Below are 22775 nucleotides of genomic sequence, written 5' to 3' on the forward strand. Positions count from 1 at the left end.
CGTGAGTGGTATACAAGTTCTCATGGATCAGGTCATCAGGGCACGGTACGTGCTGGCGCATTCCGAGGGTTCCCACGTCTGGCTGGAGAACGGCTACGTCGCCCACTCCGACGGAGTCGTCACGGAGGTGGGCACCGGAATCCCCGCCTCCACCGCCCCCGTACTGGACCTGGGCGACACGGTCCTCACCCCCGGCCTGATCGACCTCGACGCCCTGGTGGACATCGACCACCTCATCCTCGACGCCCACCACTCCACCGAGCACGCCCGATCCCTGGTGGGCTCCGTCGAGCACTGGCGCGACCGCCCCGCCGACGTGCTCACCCCCCGGCAGCGCGACACCCTGCGCCGCTTCGGCCTCGCCCAGCTCGCCCTGCACGGCATCACCACGTACATGCCGATCGCCTCCGAGATCCACCTGGAGTGGAACGAGTCCGCCGACGAACTCCGACGACTCGCCGACCTCACCCGGGAGTGGGGGCTCCGCGGCTACCTGGGCCCCTCGTACCGCTCCGCCGTGGGCGCGCTCGACGACGACGGGCGCACCTTCGTCGAACGCCCCGAACGCGGCGAGGCCGGACTCGACGCGGCACTGGAGTTCGCCGACGAACTCGCGGAGAACGACGACGACCTGGTCCGTCCGGTCCTGCTCCCCTGCCGTATCGAGACGCTCACGCCCGAACTGATGGAGCGCACCGCGCGCGAGGCCGCCCGGCGCGGCCTCCTGGTGCGGCTGCACTCCCTCCAGCAGCCGTGGGAGCGCGAGGTCGTGCTCCAGCGGCACGGCGTCACCCCGCTGGACCTCATCGAGCGCACCGGCCTGCTCAACGACCGCCTGCTCATCCCGCACGCCCTGTGGACCGACCGCAACTCCCAGCTCACCGGGCCGGGCGGTGTCGACCTCGCGCGGCTGGCCGGGGCGGGCGTCAGCGTCGTCCACTGCCCCCTGACCATCTTCCGGTACGGGGACGTGCTGGAGACCTTCAACGACTTCCTGGAGGCCGGGGTCACCATGGCCCTGGGCACCGACTCCTTCCCGCCCGACCTCGTCCGCGGCATGGACGTGGGTCTGCACGCCTCGCGCCTGCTCCACGGCCACGGCTCCGTGAGCCTCGGCGACTACATGGAGGCGGCGACCACCGGCGGCGCCGCCGCGCTCAAGCGCCCCGACCTCGGCCGCCTGGAGGTCGGTGCCAGCGCCGACCTGAGCGCGTTCTCCCTGGACGACTTCCGCGACGGCGTCGTCGAGGACCCCCTGCGCACCCTCGTACTCAACGGCACCGCCCGCAACGCCACGCACACCTTCGTGGCCGGGCGGCCCGTCGTCACGGACGGCGCCCTGCCCGGGGTGGACCTGGTCGAGCTCAGGAAGCGGGCGCAGGAGGTGTTCGAGGAACTCCGGCGCGGCTACAGTGAGCGGGACGGCCTCCACCGACCGGTCGAGGCCCTCTTCCCCCCGTCGTTCCCGGTTCGCGGCGCCCAGTCCCCGGAGCCCCGGCAGGGGTGACCAGGCACGCACGGCGGGAACGGGTCTCATGGCACGGACATCGGGTGGTTCGGCCCCTCTGACGGAGGCGGCCGAATCCGCCATCCGCGAGGGGATCATCTCCGGCCGCTATCCCCCGGGCGCGCGACTGCGCGAACGCGAGCTGTCCGAGGAGCTGGGCGTGTCCCGGCTCCCGGTACGGGAGGCGCTGCGCAACCTGCGGCACGACGGGTTCATCATGACGAGCGCCCACAGGGGCGCGACCGTGCGGACCATGTCGACCACGGGCGTGGACGAGCTCTTCGACCTGCGGGTCCGGTTGGAGCCGTTCGCCGCCGAGCGGGCGGCCCACCGGTACTCCGAGGGGCACGCGCACCCGGGGCTGGAGGAGGCCATGGAGGCCACCGCCCACGCCACGGAGACCGGTTCGCTGGAGCACATCATGACCGCCAACGCCCACTTCCACGCCCAGGTGGTGGAGGCGGCCGGTCACGAGCTGCTGTCCGAGCTCATGGTCCCGATCCTCTCGCGTTCCCGCTGGCTGTTCGCGATGACGGCCTTCCGCGACCCGCACCTGGAGTTCCAGGCGCACCACGAGATCTACGCGGCGGTCAGCACCGGCAACGACCGGCTCGCGCGACTGACCATGGCGGCGCACATCGAGGCCGGGCGCGGACCGTCGCTCCAGGCGGTCAGCCCCGACCCCGAGGACTAGAACCGGGAGGCGCGTACGCGGGCACGGCGTACGCGCCTCCCGCAATTCCGGTTCCCAGCGGAATTCCCTTTCGGGAAGTCACTGCTGGATTCCGGGAGAATACGCTAGTTCAGGCAGTTAACGTCGAGTTTCGCCAGGTCGGAAACGGGAATCCACTCCCCCTCCCTGAGATACCGAAAACCGTTCGTCTGCGCCTCAGTCGCGAGGACCGTGTGGTTTCTGTACAGATAGCGCACAAAGGGGGCAGTCTTGCTGGGCCGTTCCTTGATGGCAGACACGTCCACTTTCACAATGTAGCGACACAGGACAGCCTGGGTTTCCACCTCCCGCACCTGTTCGGCCTGGGCGGGCACCGCGGTCAGCAGGGTTCCCCCCACCAGGGTGGCGGCGGCCAGTGCCAGGGTGGCCACGGCCCGGGACACCCGTCCGGTCTGTCGTGAACGCAAGGCGGACTCCTTCGGTCAGACGGTCAGGGAACACCTCGGCCGAGGAAGGGCTCCGGCGAAGGGCGCTCTCCTCCATTCGCCGAACCCAGGAAAACCATAACCGGGGAATTCCCCGACCGCACTGATCAGACCGAATGCGGTCACCAGGGGGCCGCCCGAGCCGTTTCCACCGGAAAACGTCCGAGAGGAGAACGGCCCTCTTGGCGCTCAGCGCCCGCGCAGGTCCCGGTAGCGCCGGACCAGGGCGGCGGTGGAGGCGTCCAGGCCCGGCACCTCGGCCCCCTCGGTCAGGGCGGGGCGCAGCCGCGTGGCCAGGACCTTGCCCAGTTGTACCCCCCACTGGTCGAAGGAGTTGATGTTCCACACGGCTCCCTGGACGAACACCTTGTGCTCGTAGAGCGCGACCAGTTGGCCGAGCACCGACGGGTCCAGCCGGTCGGCCAGGATCGTGGTGGTGGGCCGGTTGCCGGGGAACGTCCGGTGCGGGACCAGGTCCGCTGGCACACCCTCGGCGGCGACCTCCTCGGCGGTGCGGCCGAAGGCCAGCGCCTGCCCCTGCGCGAACAGGTTCGCCATGAGCAGGTCGTGCTGGGGAACCAGCCCCTCGGGCAGGTCAGGCGCCGGGCGCGCGAAACCGATCAGGTCGGCCGGGACGAACCGGGTGCCCTGGTGCAGCAGCTGGAAGTAGGCGTGCTGGCCGTTGGTGCCCGGGGTTCCCCACACCACGGGGCCGGTCTGCCAGGCCACGGGACGTCCGTCGCGCTGCACCGACTTGCCGTTGGACTCCATGTCCAACTGCTGGAGGTAGGCGGTGAACCGCGACATCTGGTGGCTGTAGGGCAGCACCGCGTGGGCCTGGGCGTCGAAGAAGCCGCCGTACCAGACCCCGAGCAGGCCGAGCAGGAACGGCAGGTTGCGCTCGGCGGGGGCGGTGGCGAAGTGCGTGTCCATGAGGTGGAAGCCCGCGAGCATCTCGCGGAACCGCTCCGGGCCGAGGGCGACCATCAGGGACAGGCCGATGGCGGAGTCGTAGGAGTAGCGTCCGCCCACCCAGTCCCAGAACCCGAACATGTTGGCGGTGTCGATCCCGAAGCGCGCGACCTCCTCCTCGTTGGTGGAGACCGCCACGAAGTGCCGGGCGATCGCCTCCTGGTCCGCCCCCAGACCGGCCAGGAGCCAGTCACGGGCGGCCGTGGCGTTGGTGACCGTCTCCAGGGTCGTGAAGGTCTTGGAGGCGACCACGAACAGGGTCCGCTCGGGGTCGGCGTCGATCAGCGCCTCGTGCAGGTCGGTGCCGTCGACGTTGGAGACGAACCGGAACTCCAGACCCCGGTCGGTGTAGGGGCGCAGCGCCTCGTAGGCCATGGCCGGGCCCAGGTCGGAGCCGCCGATGCCGATGTTGACCACCCGGGTCACCGCCCTGCCGGTGTGGCCCAGCCACCCGCGGGCGCGCACGCGCTCGGCGAAGACGGCCATCCGGTCCAGGACCTCGTGCACCCCGGGCACCACGTCGTGTCCGTCCTCGCGGATCACCGCACCGCGCGGGGCCCGCAGGGCGGTGTGCAGGACGGCGCGGTCCTCGGTGAGGTTGACGTGGTCCCCGCGCAGCATGGCGTCGCGCAGCGAGGCGACCCCGGTGGCCTCGGCCAGGTCGGTGAGCAGGCGCAGGGTCCGGTCGGTGACGAGGTTCTTGGACAGGTCCGCGCGCAGGTCGCCGACGTCGATCGAGAACCGGTCGGCGCGTGAGGGGTCGGCGGCGAACAGGTCCCGCAGGTGGCTCCCGCCCCACGCCTCGCGGTGCTCGGCGAGGGCGCGCCACTGCGCCCGACGGTCGAGGGGGACGGCCGCACCCGACCGGTTCCCGACGTCCTCGGCCCGAGGAAGGGGTGTACTCGCAGACATCGGGTGGCTCCTCGTCGTCCAGGATCGGCTCGGGGTCCGTCCGGTGGGGCCCGGACACCGTCGACGCCGCGTGCGGCTGTCCCCCTACCCTCCCACGAAAGCCGTCAACCACCGGCCTTTCCGCGCACGTCAGAGCGACGACGAGCCCGCCCCGTCCCTAGATGCGCCCGCGCTCGCTCCGGAGCAGTTCGCGCTCGTCCCTCAGCGAGGCCACCTCCGCGCGCAGCGCCCTCAACTCGGCGAGGATCTCCCCGTGCGCGTCGTCCGGGCCACGGCCCGCCCCGGCGTCGGGGGAGTCGCCCGACCCGCCGTCGGGGCCCGCGCCCTCGGCCCCCGGCGCGCCGCCCTGGCCGGGGTTGCCGTACTGCTCCTCGTGCCCGGCCTTGTCCAGCGCCTCCACGGCCACCGCGATGAACAGGTTGAGCGCGATCAGCGTGGACACGAGGACGAACACCACGAAGAACACCCAGGCGTAGGGCTGGTTCTTCATCACCTCCGCCGCGATGTTGCTCCAGCCGTCCGCGGTGAAGATCTGGAAGAGGGTGAACAGCGAGGTCCCCAGGTCGCCGAAGTACTGCGGGGCGTCCGTGGAGAAGAGCCGGGTGGCCATCACCGCCGAGACGTACAGCAACAACACCACCAGGACCATGATCGACGCCATGCCGGGCATCGCGCGGAACAGCCCCGCCACCACGTGGCGCAGAGACGGGATCACCGACAGCAGGCGCAGGACCCGCAGGACCCGCAGGACGCGCAGGACCGCGAACGGCCCCGAGGCCGGGAGCAGGGCGACGCCGATGATCACGATGTCGAACCAGCTCCAGGGGTCCCGGAAGAACTCCCGGCGGTGGGCGAACATCCTCAGGCCCATCTCGACGACGAACAGCGTCAGGATCACCCGGTCGACGGCCTTGAGGAGGTCGCCGTGGTGGTCCATCATCCGCTTCGACGTCTCGAAGCCGAGGACCACGGCGTTGATCAGGATGAGGGTGATGACGCCGGCCTGGAACCAGGGGGCCTCGACGAGGGCGCGGACCCGTTCACGCGTGGTCACTGGGAGGAGGGCTCCGTCTCTTTCTTCGGCAACGGCGCAAAAGCCTACCGCCGGCGGCGGTGACCCGTTTCGTCCTCGTCGCCGCCGATACGTCCCCTACTGGCGTCTCCCGCCGCGACCAGGCATGATCGAAGACAGGGAAACCGAGGCGAGGGGGCCGCCGGTGACGGAATCCGCCGATTTCGACAGGGACGCCACGGACATCGACGACGTCGACGCCGCGATGGACGTGGGCGCCCCGGACCAGGACTCCGCCGTGGCGGAGTACCTGGAGGACCACCCCGAGGACTACCGGATAGCGGAAATCGAGGATCACGAGGTACTCGGTATAGACGCCGAACTCGGCCAGGAGGTTCCGGACGGGGAGGAAGAGCCCGACGCGGCCTCCCCCGCCGGGCGGGAGAACCTGTCGCGGGTGCTCCGGGCCGAGGGGTACGCCGACCGGGTCAACCGCCGCCTCGAAGGCTGAGCCAGCGCTCCACCCGCAGCACGTGCGCGGCGGCCGCCGCACCGGCCGCCTCGGGGTCGCGGGCCAGGAGCGCCTCGTGGACGCGCCGGTGGTCCTGGAAGAGCGTGTCGGTCAGCCCCTCGTCCGCCAGCCCGGCCCAGACGCGTTCGTTGAAGGTGCGTGAGGACAGTCCGGCGTGGACGGCGGAGAGCGTGGCGTTTCCGGCGCAGGCCACGACGGCCCGGTGGAAACCGAGGTCGTCCGCGCCGTGGTCGGCGGTGGTCCGCCCGCCCTCCTCCATCCGGTCGAGGAGCCCGCCGATCCGGTCGAGTTCCTCGGGGGTGGCGCGCGCGGCGGCCAGGGCGGTGGCGGCCGGCTCGATCATGCGGCGGACCTGGAGGACCTCCAGCAGGGTCTCGTCGCGGGAGACCTCGGCCAGCACGGAGAAGGCCTCCAGCAGGTCGGCCGGGCGCAGGGCGGTGACGTAGACGCCCGCCCCGTGCCGGACCGACAGCACGCCCAGGGTGGTGAGGGAGCGGATCGCCTCGCGCACCGACCCCCGGGAGACGCCCAGTCGGGCGGAGAGCTCCCTCTCGGTGGGGAGCCGCTGCCCGGGTCCGACCTCGCCATCGGCGATCATCTCCTTGATCCGCTCGACGGCCCGCTGGGCCACCGGGGTCCGCACACCCTCGACCACGCCACTCCCCCGTCTCCGCCGCGAACACGGCGATTCTACCCTCGGCGATGGTGGTGGCGCCCCAAGACACTCCGATTGGTCGGACCACTGTGCGGCCGAACGGTCAACGGGAGGACGGGGCCGCGACCCGGTCCACACCTCCGGGTTGAGGAGCTATCCCTACCTTGATCCGCCCACGCGGCGACGGCATGGACTGGAGACCGAACCTCCCGCACCCGCGCGGGGTGCTTGATCGTCCGCGCACCCCTGTGCGAAAGTGGTCGGACCACTCGCCCTGGTTGCGAGGTCCGGACGCTCCGCCCGGTCCGGGGCGCGAAGGAGGACCATGCGGATCGCCCTGTTCGTCACCTGCGTCAACGACACGCTCTTCCCCGACACGGGACGCGCGGTCGTGCGGCTCCTGGAGCGGCTGGGCCACGAGGTGGTCTTTCCCACGGGGCAGACCTGTTGCGGTCAGATGCACTACAACACGGGCTACCGGCGCTCCGCCGCCCGCCTCGCGGTGCGCTTCGCCCGGACCTTCGACGGCGCCGACGCGGTGGTGGTCCCCTCGGCCTCCTGCGCCTCGATGGTCCGCGACCACTATCCCCGGCTGGGCCGGGAGGGCAGCCGCCTCTCCCGCAGGATGGCCGACCTGGGGCCGCGAGTGTACGACCTCACCGAGTTCCTCGTGGACGTCCTGGAGGTCACCGACGTGGGCGCCTACTACCCGCACCGGGTCGTCTACCACCCCACCTGCCACGGACTGCGCTTCCTCGGCCTGGGTGACCGCCCCTACCGGCTGCTGCGCGCCGTGCGCGGCCTGGAACTGCTCGAACTCCCCGGGGCGACCGAGTGCTGCGGGTTCGGAGGCACGTTCTCGGTGAAGAACGCCGACGTCTCCGCCGCGATGGGGTTCGACAAGGCGCGCCACGTGGCCGGGACCGGGGCCGAGGTCCTGTGCGCGGTGGACAACTCGTGCCTGGCGCACATCGGCGGCACCCTGTCCCGCCAGCGCTCCGGCGTCCGGATCGCCCACATCGCCGAGATCCTGGCCAGCACCGAGAAGGAGTACGCGCACACATGAGCGCCACGTTCCTGGGTCTACCGCCCTTCCCCGAGGCCGCCCGATCAGCGGTCGGCGACTCCCGCACACGCCACAACCTGCGCGAGGCCACCCACACCATCCGGGGCAAGCGCGACGCCGTCGTCGGTGAGCTGGGCGAGGACTGGCTCCGCCTGAGAGCGGAGGGCGAACGGATCAAGACCCACACCCTCCGCCACCTGGACCACCACCTGGAACGGCTGGAGGAGTCGGTGCGCCGGGCGGGCGGCACCGTCCACTGGGCGGCCGACGCGGCGGAGGCCAACGCGATCGTCACCCGCCTGGTGCGCGAGACCGGCGAGACCGAGGTGGTCAAGGTCAAGTCCATGGCCACCCAGGAGATCGAGCTCAACTCCGCTCTGGAGGCGGCGGGGATCACCGCCTACGAGACCGACCTGGCCGAGCTGATCGTGCAGCTCGGCGACGACCTGCCCTCGCACATCCTGGTCCCCGCCATCCACCTGGCCCGCTCCCAGATCCGGGAGATCTTCCTGGAACGGATGGCCGAGTGGGGGGTGCCCGCCCCGCCCGGACTGACCGACGACCCGCGCGCCCTGGCCGAGGCCGCCCGCGTCCACCTGCGCGAACTGTTCCTGCGCGCCAAGGTGGCGGTGTCGGGCGCCAACTTCGCCGTGGCCGACTCCGGAACGCTGGTCGTCCTGGAGTCCGAGGGGAACGGCCGCATGTGCCTGACCCTGCCGGAGACGCTGATCTCCGTGGTGGGGATCGAGAAGGTCGTGCCCACCTGGTCGGACCTGGAGGTGTTCCTGCAACTGCTGCCCCGCTCCTCCACCGGGGAGCGGATGAACCCCTACACCTCGACCTGGACGGGGGTGACCCCGGGTGACGGCCCGCGAGAGTTCCACCTGGTCCTGTTGGACAACGGGCGCACCGACGTGCTCGCCGACACCGTGGGCCGCCAGGCACTGCGCTGCATCCGGTGCTCGGCCTGCCTGAACATCTGTCCCGTGTACGAGCGGACCGGCGGCCACGCGTACGGGTCGGTCTACCCGGGGCCGATCGGCGCGATCCTCACTCCCCAGCTGCGGGGGACGTCGTCGGAGGTGGACCGGGCGCTCCCGTACGCGTCGTCGCTGTGCGGCGCCTGCTACGACGTGTGCCCGGTGGCCATCGACATCCCGGAGGTGCTGGTGCGCCTGCGCGAGCGGGTCGCCGAGGGCCCGGGGCACCTCGGTGAGAGGGCCGTGATGGCCGGGGCGGAGGCGGTGTTCGGTTCGTCCGGGGCCCTTGACGCCGTGCAGCGGGCGGCGGGTCTGGTCGGCGGCGCCCTGCCCCGGCACCTGCCGGGGGCGGCGAGCGGGTGGACCGACACCCGGGACGTTCCGGACGTGCCCGAGGAGTCGTTCCGGCAGTGGTGGAAGCGGCGCGGAGGGGAACGGCGATGAGCGGTACGGAGGCGGGGGCGCGGGGCGGCGGGGACTCCCGTGCGAGGGTGCTGGCCCGAGTACGGGCGGCGCTGGCGGACGTACCCGCCGACGAGCCCGTGGAGCCTCCCCCGGGCGGGGGGTACGCGGAGTGCCACGCCGAGGGCGACACCGTGGACGTGTTGGTGGACCGCCTGCTCGACTACCGGGCCCTGGTGGAGCGGGTGCCCGAGGACGCGTTGCCAGAGCGGATCGCGGCCGCCCTGGAGCGCCGTGCCGCCCCCCGGGTGGCGGCCGCCCCGGGGGTCGCGCCGGAGTGGTTCGCGCGGACCGGTGCGCGGCGGCTCACCGACTCCCCCGAGGAGCCGCTGTCCGTGGCCGACCTGGACTCCTGCGACGGAGTGGTGACCGGGTGCGCGGTCGCGGTCGCCGAGACCGGCACCATCGTGCTCGACGGAGGGCCGGACCAGGGGCGCCGGGCCCTCACACTGGTCCCCGACTACCACCTGTGCGTGGTGCGCGTCGACCAGGTGGTGGACGGGGTCCCGCAGGCCGTACGGCTCCTGGACCCGGGGCGGCCGCTCACGTGGATCAGCGGCCCCTCGGCCACCAGCGACATCGAGCTCGACCGGGTGGAGGGCGTCCACGGCCCGCGCACCCTGGAGGTGTTCGTGGTGGAGCCGGGCGGCTGAGGCGCCGGTGGGAGCGCCCGGGTTCGTGCCCGCCCCACCGGACGGCTCGGGCCCGCCCCCACCGGGGATTGCCGGTGCGCACCCTCGTGCCGGGTCCGCCCCGTTCCTACCGTTGTCGGAGACGGTTCGCCGACCACGACGGGAAGGTTCTCCGATGCCCCACCCCTGTGTTTCCCCCGCGCCCCCGCGACGGCGGTCCGCGCCGCTGGCGCTGAGCCTGGCCCTGCTCCTGGCCGCGGGATGCGCCCTCACCGCCGGTCCGGCGGCCGCCGCGGCCTCCGCCGAACGGCTCTTCGCCGCGCTGCCCGCGCCCACCGGCGCCTCCCCCGTGGGAACCACCGACCTGCACCTGGTGGACACCGGGCGCGAGGACCCGTGGTCGGGAGGCGACCGGGAACTCATGGTGACCCTGTGGTACCCCGCCCGCACGGACGCGGGACGACCGGCCCCCTACCTGACCGAAGCCGAGTCCGAGGCGATCCTCTCCCAGGACGGCTACGACCACCTGCCCTCCGACGCGTTGGCGCGCGTGCGGACCCACGCCGTGGAGAACGCGCCTCCGGTGCGTGTCGGCGGCGGTCTCCCCCTGGTGGTGCTCTCCCCCGGCGCCGGGGTCTCGCGGACCTGGATGTCCTCCCTCGGCGAGGAGCTGGCCAGCCGGGGATTCGCGGTCGCCGGGATCGACCACCGCAACGAGGCGGCGCCTGTGGAGTTCCCCGACGGCCTCGTCGAGCGGTGCGGGGCCTGCGCGACCCAGCGTTGGGAGGACGGAGCCGTCAACCGCGCCGACGACGTCTCCTTCCTCCTCGACGAACTGGAGGAGGGCCGCGCCTGGCGCTGGTCCGAGCTGGTCGTGACGGACCGGACCGGCATGGTGGGCCACTCCTGGGGCGGGGCCGCCACCGCGCAGACGCTGCTCACCGAGGAGCGTGTGACGGCCGGGCTCAACCTGGACGGCCCCTACTACCCGGCGCAGCTGATCGGGGAGATCGATCGGCCGTTGGCCCTGCTCGCCAACGGCCAGGGACAGCCCTGGGAGGGCTGGGAGGAGCGCTGGGCGGACCTGACGGGCTGGCGTCAGTGGATCACCGTCACCGGCTCCGGGCACTCCACCGCCCTGGACCGGGGCGTACTCATGGAGCAGCTCGGGCTGCGGGACACGCTCACCCCGGAGCAGTGGCGCGCGCAGTTCGGCGACCTCCCGGTGGAGCACGGGGTGGGCCTGGTGCGGGCCTACTCCACCGCGTACTTCGACCACCACCTGCGCGGGGGCGAGCAGCCGCTGCTGGACGACCCCGAAGGTGTCCACCCCGAGCTGGTCGTGGTGGACCCGGATCGCGCCTGAGATCCGTTCCGGGAACGGCTCCCGGGCCCCGGAACCCCCGGGGCCCGGGCACCGGTTGCGCCCGGAGGCGGTGCGCCACGATACTTCGGCTGAGCCTGGAAGCCCCCCACCGGAAGGCCCCCATGACGGACACCCCGAGCACCGCCCCCCTGGACACGACCGTGGCGCACTCCGCGCGCGTGTTCAACTACTGGCTGGGCGGCAAGGACCACTACCCGGTCGACCGGGAACTGGGCGAACGGGTGGCGAGCTCCTTCCCCGAGATCGTCGAGCTCACCCGCGCGGACCGACAGTTCATCGTCCGCACGGTGACCCATCTGGCCCGGGAGGAGGGGGTCCGGCAGTTCCTGGACATCGGGACGGGGCTGCCCACCGCCGACAATACCCACGAGGTCGCCCAGAGGGTCGCCCCCGACACCAGGATCGTCTACGTCGACAACGACCCGATGGTGCTCACGCACGCCCGCGCCCTGCTGACCAGCACTCCCGAGGGCGCCACGCACTACGTCGACGCCGACCTGCGCGAGCCGGAGGCCCTGTTGGAACAGGCCCGACGGTACCTGGACTTCAGTCAGCCGATCGGCCTGAACCTCATGGGTACGCTCGGGCACTTCCCCGCCGACGAGCACACCTACGAGCTGACCCGCGCCTACGTGGACGCCCTGCCCTCGGGGAGCTTCCTGGCGCTGTGCGACAGCACCGACACCAGCCAGCAGATCGTCGACTCCGCCGCCGTGTGGAACGAGAACGCCGCGCTCCCCATCCACCTGCGCACCCCCGAGGAGATCGCCCGCTTCTTCGACGGGCTGGAGCTGTTGGAGCCCGGGGTGGTCTCCGTCCCGTTCTGGCGTCCAAGCCCCACCGAGGTCGGCCTGGCCAGCGAGGTGGCCCACTACGGCGGCGTGGCCCGCAAGCCCTAAGCCCGCGTCGCGGGCTCTGGCCCCGGGGCACGGCCCCGGGGCGCGTCGCCCCCGGTCGGGAAGCCGTGGGGCGGACCGGACCGCGGGGCGGCCGGGGGTGTCCGCTCCCACTCGACGGACGAAGCCGCAGGCCACCGCGGGCCGGTAGCATGTCCAGTCGGCCCGGAGGGGGTCGCACGGCCGCAGGGCCCGACAGTGTCTCGAACGGGGAGTACCACCGTGAGCAGGAAGGGCCGCAGACGCGGCGACGCGCGGGCCGGGGCGGAGTGGGCGGGCCCCACCCCCTCCGACACCCCCGTCGAGGTGGTGACCGGCGCCGTCGAGGCGCTCGTGCGCGATCAGGACGGCGGCGGCGTCGACCTCGCCGCCGCGCGGCTGGCCGACGCCGAGGACCCGGCCTGGGCGGGAGCGTCGGGCCGCGCGCTCCTGGACGCCCTGCTCTTCGCGATCGCCGACGCCTGGGCGCGGGGCTGGCAGCCCACGGAGACGGTCCGGCACGTGGCCCGCGAGTCCGGTCCGCTGGCCGCCTCCGTCTGCGCCGACGCCGTCACCGCCGACCTCGAACGCCACTCGGCGGCCACGGTGGACCCGCGCTGGACCGAGCAGGTGCGTGCCCTGTCGGGCCGCGCGCCGTCCTCCGGCGACCAGCACCTGACCCGTCTGGGTTCCGAACACGGACTGCTGCGGTTCGAGGCCGTCGAGGTGGTCCTGCGGCTCCTGGCACTGTTGCGCGTCCTGCCGCCGATGCGGCGTCTGGTCCCGCCGCCGGGCACCTACCGTCCGGGGGCGAGCCTGTCCGCCCCGGTGGACCGGGGGCGGCTCCAGCGCGTGCGGGCGCTGCTCGCGAAGGCCGAGTCCACGGAGTTCCCGCAGGAGGCGGAGGCGCTGACCGCACGGGCCCAGGAGATGATGGCCCGGCACAGCATCGACCTGGCCCTGGTCGAGCACGACCCCGGGGAGCCGGAGGCCGCGTCGGCCCGCAGGCTTCCCGTCGACTCGCCCTACGACGAGCACCGGGCCGTGCTCCTGAACGAGGTCGCCGAGGCCAATCACTGCCGTGCCGTGTGGCACCGCGAGCTGGGGTTGAGCACCGTCATGGGGTTCCCCGGCGACGTGGAGGCGGTCGACCTGCTGTACACGTCCCTGCTGGTGCAGGCGGACGCCGCGATGCGGGTCAGCGGGGCCCGCCGGGACCGCTCCGGGCGGGGGGCGCGCAAGGACTTCCGCGCGTCGTTCATGTCCGCGTTCGCGGTGCGGGTGGGCGAACGGTTGAACGAGTCCGCGCGTGCCGCCGAGGAGGCCGTCACCGCCGAGACCGGCACGGACCTGGTCCCGGTGTTCGCCGCGCGGGAGAGGGCCGTGGAAGCCGCCGTGGACGAGGCCTTCGGCGCGCTGACGTCGTCGCGGGTCCGCGGGCCCTCCGACGCCGAGGGCTGGCACGAGGGCCGGGCCGCCGCCGACGCCGCGTCCCTGGGCACCCGCGCGCGCCTGACCTGACGGGCGCGGCGGGGAAATCCGCTGGCGGCGGGGACTCCCGTTGTGTAGAACCATCACATGCTTCACAAGTACCCCCGGACCCGGCACATCCGCGGTTCGCGGCTCCAGCACGGTGACCACGACCTGTCGGCCGAGCCGTTCGCGCGTCTGGCCGGGCGGCACCTGGTCGTGGAAGAGAAGCTGGACGGCGCCAACGCCGGGATCAGCTTCGGACCGGACGGGCGGCTGCGGCTCCAGAGCCGGGGCCACTATCTGGGCGGCGGGCCGCGCGAACGGCAGTTCGCGCCGTTCAAGGCGTGGGCGGCGACGGTCGCGCCCGTGCTGCGCCCCGTCCTGGGCGACCGGTACGTGCTCTACGGCGAGTGGCTGTACGCGCGGCACACCGTCTACTACGACGCGCTGCCGCACTACTTCTGCGCGTTCGACGCGCTGGACACCAGTGACGGGACCTTCCTGTCCACGCCACGCCGGAGGGAGCTCCTGGCCGGTACCCCGGTGGTGTCGGTGCCGGTGCTGCACGAGGGGCCGCTGGCCTCCCTCACCGCACTCACGGCGCTGGTGGGGGCCTCGACCTGCCGTACCCCAGGCTGGCGCGCGGCGCTGGCCGCCGCCGCCCGGGCCGGTGGAGCCGACCCCGAGCGGGCCCTGGCCGAGACGGACGGCTCGGACCTCATGGAGGGCCTGTACGTCAAGGTCGAGGAGGACGGCCGCACGGTCGAGCGGTTCAAGTGGGTGCGCGCGGAGTTCACCTCGGCGGTGCTGGACTCCGGCACCCACTGGCTGGACCGGCCGCTGGTCGCCAACGCCCTGGCCGACCCGGAGGCGGCGTATGCGCCCGTTCGATGAGCTGTGCCCCGCGCCGCCGCACTGGGACCTGGACTGGCCGCGCGTGCGCGAGGCCTTCCCGTGGGTGCGGGAACTGGCGGGGGTGGAACAGGACCCGGTGCACCACGCCGAGGGCGACGTGGAGGTGCACACCCGCATGGCCTGCGAGGCGCTCGCCCAACTGCCCGCATGGCGCGCCCGCCCCGTCGGGGAGCGGGTCCGGCTGTTCGCGGCGGTGCTCCTGCACGACGTGGCCAAACCCCGCTGTACCCGGCGCGGCGCGGACGGGCGGGTGACCGCGCACGGGCACTCGCGGGCCGGTGACCTGACGGCCCGCCGCCTCCTGTGGGAGGCCGGGGCCCCGATCGGGTGGCGCGAGCACGTGGCGGCGCTGGTCCGCCACCACCAGGTGCCCTTCTGGGCCCTGGAGCGGCCCGACCTGCGCCGGATCGCCTTCCGGGTGAGCCTGCTGGCCCGCAACGACGACCTCGTGCTGCTGGCCACCGCCGACATCCTGGGGCGCCGCTGCGGGGACGCCTCGGAGGTCCTGGACCACATCTCGCTGTACGCCGAGTACTGCGCTGAGCAGCGCTGCCTGGACGCGCCGCGCGCCTTCCCCTCCGACCACGCCCGGTTCTGGTTCTTCCGCAGGCCCGACCGCGACCCCGACTACGCCGCCCACGACGACACCCGGTCGACCGTGACGCTGATGTCCGGCCTGCCCGGTGCGGGCAAGGACCACTGGATCGCGGAGCACCGCCCGGGCGTCCCGGTGGTGAGCCCGGACGCGCTGCGGGCCGAACTGGGGGTGCGTCCCACCGCCGACCAGCGCCCGGTGGCGGCGGCCGCGGTGGAGCGTGCGCGCGAGCACCTGCGCGCGGGCCGGTCCTTCGTCTGGAACGCCACCCACCTCTCCCGTGACCTGCGCGGACGGTCGGTGTCCCTGGCAGCCGACTATCGGGCGCGCGTGGAGATCGTGGCCCTGGAGGCGCCGCCTCGGGTGCTGCGCGAGCGTGTGGAACGCCGGGCGGCTCCGGTTCCGGCGGCGGCCGTGGAGCGGATGGTGCGGCGCTGGGAGTGCCCCGACCCCACCGAGGCCCACCGGGTGGTCCGGCGGGTCACCGGGTAGCGCGCGGCCGCGGTGCCTCCGGCCGTGTTAGGGCGGGGGCCGATCCGCACCGGAACCGTCACCGGCGGTTCGCGGACCCCGGGTCGGTGGGCACCCGAGGAGTGCGCGGCCTGGACCACGATTGAGGCCAAGCGGAGGAATCACCATAAATCGGCCTGTCACTCTTTACCCTGTCGACACTCTCGACCCACGGGCCCATGTCGAACACCAACAGGCCGAGTCGGACGGCCTTTCCGGTTAGCATGTTCCGGGACCCTCAGAACCGCGTGGACCACGCCGATCGGGTCGACGCAAGCCCGACACAGCAGGGTTTGTGGCATTCGGATTCTTCACCCGGCACCGCTCGCGGTGTTGTCGTCACCCACGTTTTCCATCTGTATTGAGAACGATGTCAACAACGGAACCCCGTGTCGGGGAGACCTTTCCGAAACACGACACCGGACGCTGGCGACGCCATTTCGCACTGCTCTGGAGCAGTGTGGCACTGGCCGGCCTCGGGACCATGACCTTCGGCCTGGCCGTCCCCCTGCTGGCCCTCTTCCACACCGGGTCACCCGTCCTGGCGGGCTGGATCGCCGCGGCGGGCATGGTGCCCCGCACCGTCCTGCACATCCCCGTCGGCCTCGTGGTGGACCGGCACGACCCCCGCACCGTCATGGTCGTCGGCCTGGCCGCCCGGATCGCCTGTGTGGTCCTGTTCGTCGCCCCGGTGCTGCTCCTCGACGCCCCCGTGGTCCTGCTCGCCGCGGCCTCGGCCCTGCACGGCGTGTGCGGCACCCTGCACGCCACCGCCGGAGCCGCCGCCGTACCCCGGCTGGTCCCCCGGGACGAACTGGCCGGTGCGGCCGCCAAGAACGAGGCCCGCACCGACGCCACCCAGATGCTCGGCCGCCCCCTGGGCGGCGCCCTGTACGGGCTGGCGCACGGTCTGCCCGCGCTCTTCGACACCGTTGTCTCCGCCCTGGGCCTGTGGGCCGCCTGGCTGCTGCCCCGCTCACGGCCGCTGCCCCGGCGCGAGGGCCCGCGGGTCGGGGTCGTCAGGGAGCTGGCCGGGGGCTTCCTCCTCCTGCGCGAGGACCGCTTCCTCCTGCGCTCGCTGTTCGTGTGCACGATCACCAACGCGCTGTTCCAGTCCGTGTGGCTGATCGTCATGCTGACCGCCACCGAGGAGGGGTTGTCCGCGTTCCTGCTCGGCCTGGTCCTGGCCGCCACCGGAGCCGGGGGGCTCCTCGGCGCCCTCCTCGCACCGGTCCTGGTCCGCCGGCTGACCCCCACCCGGATGGTGGTGCTGTGCCTGTGGTCGTGGCTGGCGCTGACCGTACTGCTGGCCGCGGCCGAACGCGCCGGTCCGGGCTGGCTGCTGGCCGTACTGCCGCTGGTGTGGGGCGGGATCGGCTTCGTCGGCGCTCACATGAACGTCACCGTGGCCACCTACCACACCACGCACGTCCCGCCCGAGCTCCTGGGAAGGCTCACCGGGACCGTCCGCTTCCTCAGCGGAGGCGCCCTGCCCGTGGGGATGCTGTGCGGCGGCTACGCGCTGGAGGCGCTGGGCGTGCCCGGCACCGTCCTGCTCGTGTGCGGGACCACCGGAGCGCTGGCCCTGGGCTTCACCCTGGCTCTGTCGCTGCGTCCGGGGCGTCCGGCCCCGTGGCGGACCCGGTCGCTCCCCCGGTCGCGGCCGCGCGCCGGGCGACCGGTCCCCCCGCTTCCAGCACCCACTCCGTCGGAACCGCCTCCGCCAGCGCCCGAAGACCCGACGCCAAATCCCGGTGCACCCGGTCGGCGCTCCGGTCGGTTCGCGCCTGGACGTGGTTGAACACCCGGTCCACCGCGTCGCGCAGCTCGTCGACCCGGTCCTGGTGGTCCGGCGGCAGCACGTCGCGCATGCGCTCCACCGCGATCACCGCCTGGTAGATGTCGGTCCGGGCCTGGCGCACCAGTACGGAGAGGTCGTCGCCGCCCTGGCGGGGAGGTCCGTGCGCGCGGGTGCGTGCGATGTTGCGCATCCCGATGTCGAGCCGCAGGACGCTGGCGCGCAGGTCCTCCAGCCGCGAGCGCACCTCCCGTTCCCTGGCCCGTTCCCGCTCGTATCCCCGCTGCTCGCGCTCCCGCTCCAGCTCGTGCTCGGCCCGCCAGCGCTCGACCTTGGCGTTGCGGTACCCGGACAGCGCCGTGGCGCCCAGGGTGCTGACCGCCGTGACCACACCGGTGATCAGGGCGACCAGGACGGTGGGGTCCAGACTCATCCCCTCCCCCCGTCGGGCGCCGCCGCCCCCTGTTCGGCGCGGATCTGTCCGCGCGTGCGCCGCGCCTCGGTGATCCCGCCGCCACCCACCATCGCCCCCTCCAGGACGTCCAGGGCCGAGTTCCCCTGGCCCGCGAGCCAGAGCACCTGGCCGATCCCGGCCCGCAGGCTGGGGTCGTGGTGCACCCGCCCCTCCGCCGCGGCCAACGCCGTCAGGCCCGCGGACCGCTCACCTGCCATCAGGCGGTTGCGTGCCTCGGCGACCAGCAGGCGGGAGACGGCCGCTCCGTCCCCGACCGCCTCGCGCTGGCGCGCGGCGTCGGCGTAGTACCCGGCCGCCGCCGGGTGGTCTCCGCGTTCGAAGGCGAGGTCGCCCAGGAGAGCGGTGAGGAGCGCCCGCTCCCTCGGAGCCGGGGCGGGCCGGGCCGCCAGCGCGCGCCGGGCGTGCGCCGCGGCCAGCTCCGTCTCACCCCGGGTGTGCGCGGCGCGGGCCGCGGTGAGGGGGTCGAAGCCGCCTCCGTCGGACGGCCGCCCTCCACCGAACGGGGACAGCGCCGCCAGGGGGCCGGCCAGACCCGGATGGCACAGCAGGTAGGCCGAGCCGTCCCGGTTGGCGGTCACCAGGTGACGATCCTCCAGGGCGTGCACCACACCGGGGGTGAGCGCGTTGCCGGGCTCCTCCCGTGCGGGCCTGCCCACGCCCCGCGCCCCGGCCGCCGCGACCGCGCGCAACCAGTCGAGCGGGACCCGCGCCGACACGAGGTGTTCGTCGGCCACCTCCGCCAGGACCTCCGTCAGGCGCCCGGTGAGGACGCGGTCGACGTCGGCGCCGGAGTCCGGGACCAGGGGGGCGCGGGACCCCTCGGCCGCCTCCCAGAGCGCCCGTCCCAGGAACTGGAGGAAGGCCGGGCCGACCGAGGCCCCGCGAACGCGGGACGGATCGGACGACGGTGCCGCGTCGCCTGCCAGGCCGACCAGCGCCGCGGCGTCCCGGGCGGCGGTGCGCGAGCCGCCCAGGGCCAGGCCGCGCGTCACGGCCTCGGCCGCGGTGTCGGCGGTGAGCGGGGCCAGGGCCACCTCGGCGTGGTCGACCTCGCGTTTGTCGACGAGTCTGCGGAGCTCGTCCAGGTGCTGGGTGCGCACGGTCAGCAACAGGCGCAGGTCGGGACGGTGCTCCACGGCGGTGAGCAGTTCGTCCAGGAAGTCGCGGCGGACCGGCTCGGGCGCGCAGGAACGCCGCAGGAGGAGTTCGGTCTGGTCCAGGACGGCGAAGACCGGCCGGGGCAGGCCCTGCCGGTCGGTGCTCTCGTGGGTGCGCAGGTAGTCGGTGATCGAGGTGCCGGGGCCATGGGTGGGGAACTCGGCGGGGCTCCACAGCGCCAGCAGTGCGCGGCTGTAGGGGTTCTGCCCGGGCAGGATCGCGGCCGGGAAGGCCGGGTCGAAGCGGAGTTCACCTCGGGGCAGGACGGTGCTGCCGCGGTCGGTGAGGGCGGGGACCGCGCCGGCGTCGACCAGGGAGGTCTTGCCCACCCCGTTGTCCCCGTGCAGGACGGTGAGCCGGTGGCGGCTCCAGGAACGCACCAGTTCCTCGGTCTCGGAACGGCGGCCGAGGAAGTGTCGCCGGTCCCGGGCGCCGAAGGACCGTGTCCCGACGAAGGGTCCGTGCGCGTGGACGATGGCGGCCCGTGTCATGAAGCAGCTCCCGGCCAGCGATAATGGGGACGGCACCGGGTACGGGCCCAGTCCGTGGTGTCACGGTTCGGGGCTCGGCCCCGAGCCCCGGCGACATTCCTGTTTCCTTTTCGCCGCACCGACGACGTGCGCCGCCACACGGCCCTATTCGGGGTCGTTGACGAATCCGGCCACCGCCTCGGCACCCGCCTCGCCGGGGTCGAGCACCGTACGCAGTGCCTCGGCGATCGCCGAGCCGCCGATTCCGTCCAGGTCGCGCAACGACAGTCCGCCCACGTCCACCAGCGCCGTTCCACCGGTGGAACCGTGCTCACCCATGTGCTCGCCTCCGCGTGCTCGTGGCCGCCCTCGCGCGACCGGCCGCGAAAGGACGGTGGGGTCCGCCCTTTCGCCCCGGCGTTTCTCGATTCGCCGTACAGAAGTTCCTACCACACACCTGTCGTTCCCTAACCTCTTCGCCTACGCTGATGGCGTTGACGAATCCCTCAGGCAACAGCCATCGACACGAGACGACACCGGGATTTCCTGAGTTGTGTGAGAAAGGAATTCCGAGTGGGGCCTATGTGAAACCGGAGGACAACGCGTGACCGATTCCCAAGGCAACCCCCCGGGCCAGACCAGGAACCGTTTCGCGGAGGGTCCCGGTCACGTCGGGAACAGGTTCCCGGAGGTGTGGGGCCGCATTCCCCCGCGCCACAAGAACTTCACCGGCCGCGACGAACAGATCAGCGAACTGCGCGCGGGCCTGCTCAACCAGGTCACCGCCGTCGTCCCCCACTCCCCCTCGGACCCGGTGGTCCCGCACACGCTCCAGGGGTACGGCGGTGTCGGCAAGACCCTCATGGCCGTGGAGTACGCCCACCGGTACCGCGGCGAGTACGACCTGGTCTGGTGGATCATGGCCGACCAGCCGGGGCTGGTGGACTCCGCGCTGGCCCACCTGGCGCCGCACCTGGGGCTGCCCGGACCGGCGGTGACCGGGGTCGAGGACGCCGCGGACGCGGTACTGGAGGCCCTGCGCAAGGGCGAGCCGTACGCGCGCTGGCTGCTCATCTTCGACAACGCCGACGAGCCCGAGGAACTCACCGACGTCATCCCCCAGGGCCCCGGACACGTGCTCATCACCACCCGCAACCACCGGTGGGAGGGCGTGGCCGAGACGGTGCCCGTCAACGTGTTCAGCGAACACGAGAGCGTCGAGTTCCTCAGGAAGCGCATCCCGCGCGGCATCACCCATGAGGAGGCCGTCCAGCTGTCCGAGGCGCTCGGGCACCTTCCGCTGGCGCTGGAACAGGCCGGAGCCCTGCAGTCCGAGACCGGCATGTCCACCCAGGAGTACCTGCGGCTGCTCTCCGAACGCACCGGACCGCTGCTGCGCGAGGGCAAGCCCCCGGAGTACCCCAAACCGATGACCGCCGCCTGGCAGCTGTCCGTGGAGAAGCTCAAGGAGAACCTGCCCGAGGCGATGGAGTTGCTGCGCTGCTGCGCCTTCTTCGGCCCCGAGCCCATCCCCCGCGACCTCTTCTTCCCCGTGGACGAGGGCACCATCCGCCCGGAGATGGCCGCCCTGATGGACGATCCCATCCGGTTGAGCAAGGCCATCGGCCAGCTGGGCCGGTACGCGCTGGTCCGCCTCGACCAGGCCAACCGCACCATCCAGGTGCACCGGCTGATCCAGGCACTGCTGCGCGAGGAACTGGACGAGGCCACCCAGGAGTCCATCCGGGTCGAGGTGTGGTCGCTGCTCAGCGCGGCCGCCCCGAAAACCTTCACCGACCCCGCCTCCCAGGCGCGCTACCTCGAACTGCTCTCCCACATGCGCCCGGCCGGGGTCGCCGAGTCCGAGCGTCCCGAGGTGCGGCGCTTCGCCCTGGACATGCTCACCTTCCTCTACGTGTCCGGGAACTACGAGACGGCGGGCAGGTACGCCGAGAACTTCATCGAGAAGTGGACCGCCGACTCCGGGGACGAGGACTCGTTCGTCCTGGAGGCCCAGGCCAAGTACGCCAACCGGCTCCGGGACATGGGGCGCTACGTCGCCTCCCACGACCTGAACCTGGCGATCCTGCCCAAGATGCGCCGCACTCTGGGGCCCGCGCATCCCGAGACCCTCTCGGTGCTCTCCGGTCTGGGCGCGGACTACCGGGCGCGCGGCGACTTCTGGCAGGCCCGCGAGCACGACGAGGAGGTGCTGCGCCAGTACCAGGAGGCGTTCGGTCCCAACGACACCGCCACCCTGCGCGCCATGAACAGCCTGGCCCTGGACCACGCGCTCACCAGCGACTTCGCCGGCGCGCAGAGCAAGCACGAACGCGCCTACATGCTCTTCAAGCGCAGTGGTCCGGCGGGGGGTTCGCCCACCCTGTTGGCCTTCTGGTCCGGTCTGGCCCAGGTGGTGCGACTGGCCGGTGACTACACCGAGGCCTGCGACCTGGGCGAGGACGCGCTCGCCTACGGCCGGGAGCACCTGGGCGTGGACGACCCGCGCACCCTGCGGACCCAGGTGGACCTGGCGATCGCGCGTCGGCTCTCGGGCGAGCTGGACGAGGCCCTCGAACTCGGTCAGGACGCGCACTCCCGCTACCTGAGGCTGCACGGCATCAACCATCCCAGCACGCTGGCGGCGGCGATGTGCCTGGCCAACCTGTGGCGGATGACCGGCGAGCTGGCCGGCGCGCTGGAACTGGCCGAGGACACCGACATGCGCTACGCCCAGGCCTACGGCGCCGACCACCCCTACAAGCACGGCTGCACGAGCAACGTCGCACTGCTCTACCGGCTGATGGGGGACCCGGCGCGGTCCCGCGCGATGAACGAGTCGGCGCTCACCGCCCTGGAAGCCCGGCTCGGGCGCAACCACCACTACACGCTCGCGGCCGCCACCAACCTGGCCAGCGACCTCGCCGCCCTCGGAGAGGCCAAGAACGCCACACGGTTGGGCCGGGGCACCGTGCGCCGGTTCCGGGCCCTGTTGGGCGAGGACCATCCGAGCACCCTGGTCAGCGCGTCCAACCTGGTGCTGGACCTGCGCGCCGAGCGGGAACCGGAGGAGGCCGAGGAGCTGGCCGAGCAGACCTTCACGGGATTCCTGCGCGTCCTGGGCCGTGAGCACACCTTCACCACCGCCGCGGGCGAGGGCCGTCGGCTGGTCGCCGACTTCGACCCTCCCCTGCTGTGACCCGCGAACGCGCGTAGCCCGGGGGCGTCCAG

Annotated in this window: 19 protein-coding genes; 13 read left to right on the forward strand and 6 right to left on the reverse strand. The window is 72.8% G+C overall.

The features are described from left to right. Positions 1 to 22 precede the first annotated feature (22 nt). Complete coding sequence (locus tag ABZ635_RS18900; protein WP_357766627.1) at positions 23 to 1507, forward strand: chlorohydrolase family protein; 1485 nt, start codon at positions 23 to 25, stop codon at positions 1505 to 1507. 28 nt (positions 1508 to 1535) lie between these two features. Continuing rightward, positions 1536 to 2201: a GntR family transcriptional regulator gene (locus ABZ635_RS18905; RefSeq protein WP_357766629.1), complete on the forward strand. Its 666-nt coding sequence runs from the start codon at positions 1536 to 1538 to the stop codon at positions 2199 to 2201. 104 nt (positions 2202 to 2305) lie between these two features. On the opposite strand, the gene ABZ635_RS18910 is transcribed toward ABZ635_RS18905, so the two are convergent. The 3 genes from ABZ635_RS18910 to ABZ635_RS18920 all read right to left on the reverse strand — a co-directional run bounded on the left by ABZ635_RS18910 (position 2306) and on the right by ABZ635_RS18920 (position 5603). Beyond that, positions 2306 to 2647 (reverse strand): hypothetical protein, encoded by a 342-nt coding sequence (locus ABZ635_RS18910; protein ID WP_357766632.1) that lies wholly within the window; start codon positions 2645 to 2647, stop codon positions 2306 to 2308. A 207-nt stretch (positions 2648 to 2854) separates the two neighbouring features. Beyond that, positions 2855 to 4549, reverse strand: coding sequence for a glucose-6-phosphate isomerase (gene pgi / locus ABZ635_RS18915; RefSeq protein ID WP_357766635.1), 1695 nt, complete (start codon positions 4547 to 4549; stop codon positions 2855 to 2857). 157 nt (positions 4550 to 4706) lie between these two features. Then, the gene (locus ABZ635_RS18920; RefSeq protein WP_357766638.1) at positions 4707 to 5603 is read right to left on the reverse strand and encodes an ion transporter; all 897 of its coding nucleotides are present in this window, start codon (positions 5601 to 5603) and stop codon (positions 4707 to 4709) included. Positions 5604 to 5766: 163 nt separating this feature from the next. On the opposite strand from ABZ635_RS18920, the gene ABZ635_RS18925 reads away from it, so the two are divergent. Then, complete coding sequence (locus ABZ635_RS18925) at positions 5767 to 6072, forward strand: hypothetical protein (RefSeq protein WP_357766641.1); 306 nt, start codon at positions 5767 to 5769, stop codon at positions 6070 to 6072. Here ABZ635_RS18925 and ABZ635_RS18930 read toward each other — a convergent pair. Next, positions 6050 to 6748, reverse strand: a complete 699-nt coding sequence (locus tag ABZ635_RS18930; RefSeq protein ID WP_357766643.1) for a FadR/GntR family transcriptional regulator — start codon at positions 6746 to 6748, stop codon at positions 6050 to 6052. The genes ABZ635_RS18925 and ABZ635_RS18930 overlap by 23 nt on opposite strands. 325 nt (positions 6749 to 7073) lie before the next feature. Between ABZ635_RS18930 and ABZ635_RS18935 the strand changes: the two genes are divergently transcribed. The 9 genes from ABZ635_RS18935 (at position 7074) to ABZ635_RS18975 (ending at position 17444) form a co-directional block, all read left to right on the forward strand. Next, positions 7074 to 7814 (forward strand): (Fe-S)-binding protein, encoded by a 741-nt coding sequence (locus ABZ635_RS18935; protein ID WP_357766646.1) that lies wholly within the window; start codon positions 7074 to 7076, stop codon positions 7812 to 7814. After that, positions 7811 to 9238, forward strand: coding sequence for a lactate utilization protein B (locus ABZ635_RS18940; RefSeq protein ID WP_357766649.1), 1428 nt, complete (start codon positions 7811 to 7813; stop codon positions 9236 to 9238). Before ABZ635_RS18935 ends, ABZ635_RS18940 begins: the two co-directional genes overlap by 4 nt. Continuing rightward, positions 9235 to 9909, forward strand: coding sequence for a lactate utilization protein C (locus ABZ635_RS18945; RefSeq protein WP_357766651.1), 675 nt, complete (start codon positions 9235 to 9237; stop codon positions 9907 to 9909). Before ABZ635_RS18940 ends, ABZ635_RS18945 begins: the two co-directional genes overlap by 4 nt. Positions 9910 to 10063: 154 nt before the next feature. Then, positions 10064 to 11254, forward strand: coding sequence for an acetylhydrolase (locus tag ABZ635_RS18950; RefSeq protein ID WP_357766654.1), 1191 nt, complete (start codon positions 10064 to 10066; stop codon positions 11252 to 11254). 122 nt (positions 11255 to 11376) lie between these two features. Beyond that, positions 11377 to 12174 carry an SAM-dependent methyltransferase gene (locus ABZ635_RS18955; protein ID WP_357766657.1) on the forward strand — a complete coding sequence of 266 codons (798 nt, stop codon included), beginning with the start codon at positions 11377 to 11379 and terminating at the stop codon, positions 12172 to 12174. Positions 12175 to 12393: 219 nt separating this feature from the next. After that, positions 12394 to 13671, forward strand: a complete 1278-nt coding sequence (locus tag ABZ635_RS18960) for a DUF2786 domain-containing protein (RefSeq protein ID WP_357766659.1) — start codon at positions 12394 to 12396, stop codon at positions 13669 to 13671. A gap of 57 nt (positions 13672 to 13728) precedes the next feature. Then, positions 13729 to 14517: an RNA ligase family protein gene (locus ABZ635_RS18965; protein WP_357766662.1), complete on the forward strand. Its 789-nt coding sequence runs from the start codon at positions 13729 to 13731 to the stop codon at positions 14515 to 14517. Then, positions 14501 to 15625 carry an AAA family ATPase gene (locus ABZ635_RS18970; protein ID WP_357766664.1) on the forward strand — a complete coding sequence of 375 codons (1125 nt, stop codon included), beginning with the start codon at positions 14501 to 14503 and terminating at the stop codon, positions 15623 to 15625. The genes ABZ635_RS18965 and ABZ635_RS18970 overlap by 17 nt, the downstream gene beginning before the upstream one ends. Before the next feature lie 388 nt (positions 15626 to 16013). Further along, the gene (locus tag ABZ635_RS18975) at positions 16014 to 17444 is read left to right on the forward strand and encodes an MFS transporter (protein ID WP_357766666.1); all 1431 of its coding nucleotides are present in this window, start codon (positions 16014 to 16016) and stop codon (positions 17442 to 17444) included. Between the two features lie 426 nt (positions 17445 to 17870). Here the strand turns inward: ABZ635_RS18975 and ABZ635_RS18980 are convergent, their stop codons facing one another. Both ABZ635_RS18980 and fxsA read right to left on the reverse strand, forming a co-directional pair. Next, on the reverse strand, positions 17871 to 19565 hold the full coding sequence (locus ABZ635_RS18980; RefSeq protein ID WP_357766669.1) for an ATP-binding protein: 1695 nt from the start codon (positions 19563 to 19565) through the stop codon (positions 17871 to 17873). Positions 19566 to 19709: 144 nt separating this feature from the next. Continuing rightward, entirely contained in the window at positions 19710 to 19883 is a 174-nt protein-coding gene (gene fxsA, locus ABZ635_RS18985; protein WP_357766672.1) for an FxSxx-COOH cyclophane-containing RiPP peptide, read from the reverse strand. A 265-nt stretch (positions 19884 to 20148) separates the two neighbouring features. Here fxsA and fxsT point away from each other — a divergent pair, with 265 nt between their 5' ends. Beyond that, entirely contained in the window at positions 20149 to 22743 is a 2595-nt protein-coding gene (gene fxsT, locus ABZ635_RS18990) for an FxSxx-COOH system tetratricopeptide repeat protein (protein WP_357766675.1), read from the forward strand. The last annotated feature ends 32 nt before the right edge of the window (positions 22744 to 22775 follow it).

Source organism: Nocardiopsis sp. NPDC007018 (assembly GCF_040635075.1).
Classification (GTDB): domain Bacteria; phylum Actinomycetota; class Actinomycetes; order Streptosporangiales; family Streptosporangiaceae; genus Nocardiopsis.